Source organism: Pseudomonas sp. P5_A2_2, assembly GCF_054177685.1.
The window spans coordinates 1-2,317 of record NZ_JBGCUL010000730.1; the positions used below are offsets into that span (position 1 = coordinate 1).

Sequence of the window (2,317 nt, forward strand, 5' to 3'; positions counted from 1 at the left end):
CACCTGCGTCATGGTCATCCTGAATGCCTTGGTGCTCTGGCCTTTTTCCCTTGTCCTGGCAGTTCCGGTAATCAGAGCCTTTCGCCAGCGGGAGCGGCTCAGGATTGAAAAATCACTGGAATGTCAAAGCGAACCAATGCGTCTCTCGCCGGACATGTCGACGCCTCTCGTGACAGCTATCAATAGTCGCTCAGCCTCGAACGTTTGATTATGCAAGTGCAGAGTAACTCCGCCACCTCCCCCGCGGCACTGATAGCCCTGCTGGAGACAGCAATGGCAAAAGAATCAGGCTGATTACTAGCGCATGCCACACACACTTTGAAGCGCCTTCAAGGCTGCTTGTTCGGCAATGATCCCGGCCCGGATATCGAAAACAGTTGATTCAGAAGCTGCAGAGAGTTCGACGGCTCCTGCATCGCCCAGGCCGGCGGGGCTGGTGGAACTGGGCACGTCCCCACCAACGGCACGACAACTTCCCGCGATGCGCAGCCTGCTAGCAGAGTCAGCAGCAGCGCTGCGCAGCTTTTCATTTTCGGCGAGGCCGTCGATTTTCTCCTTTTGGGCTTTCTGGTCGAGATTGGCAAGCGCCTGTTCGGCAGCTTGCTGTTGCTCGATTGCTTGGCGGGCCTGCGCTGCACCTGCGTTTGCGATCTTCACGAGGTCTGCCTGCCGGCTGGCCGCGTTGGTCACGATGATTTTCCCGTAGCTGTTGACCTGCCACTGCCTGGCGCCACGCGGTCTTTCACGCCCGGGTTTGTCGAGTCGACTACCACTGTGACGCCAGCCTTCTTGAGTAACGTGAGATCCGATTCACTAGCATTCTTGCTGCTGGTGTTCTGGCCACTGGCGTCGGGATATACCGCAACACTGTGCCCGGGGAGCCGCGCTTGAATTTTCTCAATCATCTCCGGGGTGTCGCGGACAGTGTGAAACTCATCCAGAGCCAGCGGCAGGCCGTCGCGCACGACGTAAACCACGGCCGCCATCTTCATCACATTGAAGTCCATGCCGATGTGCAGGGCTTCGTCAGGCTTGATGCGCTCACTGGTTCGACATTCGACGCGGTTGAAGGTGTAGTAGACGACGCCCGAGCAGTTCTCGAAGCCAGCCTCGTACTCCTGCCGAAACGTCCTCGGGCCCACCTTGCGACGGGCCGCCTCCAGTTCTTCAGCGGGTACGTTTCCTCCCTGCAGCGACGTGTACTGCCAACTCTTGTGATCTGGCTCGCCGCCAGGCTTGCCATCCAGGTACGTGCATAGCAGTGGTTGGAGCCCTTCGCCGTCCCAATACGCAGTGCATGGCCGCCCTTGAGCAACCCCACACCAGGAATCGGGTACTGGCAGGTGGAGGGCATCGGGCGCGAGTGGGGGGGTTACAAATCGCAGACAACAAAAAAGGGCCCACCTTTCGGTGAGCCCTTCCAGACCGCCCAGCAGAKCGGATTTTGTTTGGTAGGCGCGATTGGACTCGAACCAACGACCCCCACCATGTCAAAGTCTGCTTGAGCAAGCTGCAAGCCTTGGTGCTCAAGGGTTTCACAGAACGCCCATTCACATTATGAGGCGTCAAAAATGGCCAATTTCCGCTTACTTCCGTCCGGCAACTGGAATGCTCAGGTACGGATAAAGGGCAAATCTCCCCAGTCGAAAACTTTCAGCACCAAAGTTGAAGCAGAGTCATGGGCGAACCAGATCGAAGCCGTGACGATGGATCACAAGCATCACACTATTTATACGTTGGGCATGACGTACTGCGAAACCATGCTCAAGGGCAAAAGCAGCTACGACCATGCACTGAAGATCGTGGAGCATCTGGGTAGGCACTTCACGCAGCCCATTCACGAAATCACCCCGCAGATGATCAACGACTTCAAGATCATGCGATTGAAGAAGGTAAAGCCGTCAACGTGCAGGACGCAGCTTGCATTTATGTCCCGCTTCTATCGATTCGCCAAACGCGGCTTACTGATTGACATCCACAACCCTGTCAGTGATATCGCACTGCCAAAGCCTGATCGATCTTCTGACAAGGTGATCCGTGCAAGCGAGCTTGAGCGATTACTGGCGAAGCTATCTCCAACCATGAAGCTCATCGTTGAACTGGCATACGAAACTGCCATGAGGCGTTCCGAAATCCTGAAGCTGACGAAAGACTGCCTACACCTCAAAGAACGCATTGCAGAYGTGATCGATGGGAAGAACGGCACACGATCAGTTCCCCTCACCCACCGAGCCGTTGAGATTCTTGAACTCGCCCAACTGTGGGCCACCGTGGAACGCCACCCGAATGGCCAAGTCTTCACTGTCACTCCCCACGC

4 protein-coding genes are annotated in these 2,317 nt (G+C 56.4%); 2 read left to right on the plus strand and 2 right to left on the minus strand.

Annotated features, from left to right (window positions below; genetic code table 11):
• A partial coding sequence (locus ACXRVY_RS24880) for a hypothetical protein (protein ID WP_458238506.1) occupies positions 1-208 on the plus strand: 208 nt, incomplete at its 5' end.
• Between the two features lie 89 nt (positions 209-297).
• Here the strand turns inward: ACXRVY_RS24880 and ACXRVY_RS24885 are convergent.
• Entirely contained in the window at positions 298-690 is a 393-nt protein-coding gene (locus ACXRVY_RS24885; RefSeq protein WP_223457125.1) for a lysis system i-spanin subunit Rz, read from the minus strand.
• The gene (locus ACXRVY_RS24890) at positions 687-1,142 is read right to left on the minus strand and encodes a phage terminase large subunit family protein (protein ID WP_263289523.1); all 456 of its coding nucleotides are present in this window, start codon (positions 1,140-1,142) and stop codon (positions 687-689) included. Before ACXRVY_RS24890 ends, ACXRVY_RS24885 begins: the two co-directional genes overlap by 4 nt.
• A gap of 429 nt (positions 1,143-1,571) precedes the next feature.
• On the opposite strand from ACXRVY_RS24890, the gene ACXRVY_RS24895 reads away from it, so the two are divergent.
• The coding region (locus ACXRVY_RS24895) for a tyrosine-type recombinase/integrase (protein ID WP_458238507.1) at positions 1,572-2,317 on the plus strand (746 nt) is incomplete at its 3' end.